2 protein-coding genes are annotated in these 1,340 nt (G+C 72.8%); one reads left to right on the top strand and one right to left on the bottom strand.

The annotated features are described in order from the left end of the window. The coding region (locus tag E4F61_RS14105) for a PAS domain-containing protein (RefSeq protein ID WP_202909020.1) at positions 1-479 on the bottom strand (479 nt) is incomplete at its 3' end. A gap of 212 nt (positions 480-691) precedes the next feature. Between E4F61_RS14105 and E4F61_RS14100 the strand changes: the two genes are divergently transcribed. Beyond that, the gene (locus E4F61_RS14100) at positions 692-1,243 is read left to right on the top strand and encodes a GAF domain-containing protein (RefSeq protein ID WP_133480238.1); all 552 of its coding nucleotides are present in this window, start codon (positions 692-694) and stop codon (positions 1,241-1,243) included. The last annotated feature ends 97 nt before the right edge of the window (positions 1,244-1,340 follow it).

The raw sequence follows: 1,340 nt of genomic DNA, 5'->3' as shown, positions 1-1,340 counted from the left end.
TCGATCACCGCCATCGCCTGCTCGATCGCGGCGATCTGGCCGCCGGTGTCGAGGTCGCGCTGCTTCTGCGCGGTGATGTCGCTGGCGAACTTGACCACGCGCACCGGGCGGCCGGCGTCGTCGAACAGCGGGTTGTAGGTCGCCTGCAGCCAGACCTCGCGGCCGTCGGGGCGCAGGCGGCGGAACTGGCCGGACAGGAACTCGCCACGGCCCAGCGCGCGCCAGAACTCGCGATAGCCCTCGCCCGCGGCCTCGTCGGCGTCGACGAACATGCGGTGGTGCCGGCCGCGCACGTCCTCGAGCCGGCAACCGAAGGCGTCGAGGAAATTCGCGTTGGCGTCGAGGATCGTGCCGTCGAGGTCGAACTCGATCACCGCCTGCGAGCGCTCGATCGCGGCGAGCCGCCCTTCCAGGTGCGCGTCGCGGCGACGCAGGCGCAGGTGGGTGAGCAGGCCGCGGGGCTGGGAAGCGGTCGACATGGCGGGTTTCCGGGAGGGAGGGGCGCTTCGATCCGGGGGCGTACGGAACATCGCGGAGGCGCTATCGACCCTGAACCGTAAAGATTGAGGGCGGCCGCTGCGGAACCGTGCGGCGCGTCGCGCTTTGCCGTCGCCCGGGTGCAGCCCGGTGCGGGCGGGCCGTTACGGGCTTATCCGCGGACCGCCATCGTCCGCGCCGTTCCGGACCGCCGATGCTCGCCCCGACCTTTCCCGACAACGAAGCCGCGCGCGTGCACGCGATCCAGCGCATGGACTTCGCCGGCCCCGAGCGCGACGAGCGCTGCCAGCGCTACGCGCGGCTCGCACGCGTGGTGATGGACACGCCCATGGCGATGGTGACGATCGTCGGCCCGGACGCGCAGTGGTTCCGCGGCTGCGAGGGGCTCGCGGTGACCAGCACCTCGCGCGCGGTCTCCTTCTGCGGCCACGCGATCCTCCAGGACGGACTGTTCATGGTCGGCGATGCACGCCAGGACCCGCGCTTTGCCGACAATCCGTTGGTGACCGGCGAGCCCGGCATCCGCTTCTACGCCGGTTGCCCGATCGTGCTGCCGGGCGAGCTCGCCGTGGGCACGCTGTGCGTGATCGACCGCGTGCCGCGCGCGCCGTCGCCGGCGCAGCTGCAAGCCTTCGGCGACCTCGCCGAATGCCTGCGCAGCGAGCTCACCACGCTGCTGTCGGTGGCGGACATGAACGACGTCGCCAAGCAGCTCTTCCGCCTGCTACCCGCGCACGGCGGCTGACGCCGCTACGTCGGCACGGCCTGCCGCGTGGCCGCGCCGCGTGCGCGTCCGCGCACGCGCGCGGTCGCCTCGTCCTTGCGCGTGCGCCGCCGCGCGG

The organism is Cognatilysobacter segetis (genome assembly GCF_004359965.1).
Classification (GTDB): domain Bacteria; phylum Pseudomonadota; class Gammaproteobacteria; order Xanthomonadales; family Xanthomonadaceae; genus Cognatilysobacter; species Cognatilysobacter segetis.
This window is presented reverse-complemented; position numbering and strand designations above follow the sequence as displayed.

What these genes read in the sequence shown, in the direction of transcription:
- E4F61_RS14100 (WP_133480238.1), top strand. Translation starts at nt 692, where the DNA reads ATGCTCGCCCCGACCTTTCCCGACAACGAAGCCGCGCGCGTGCACGCG.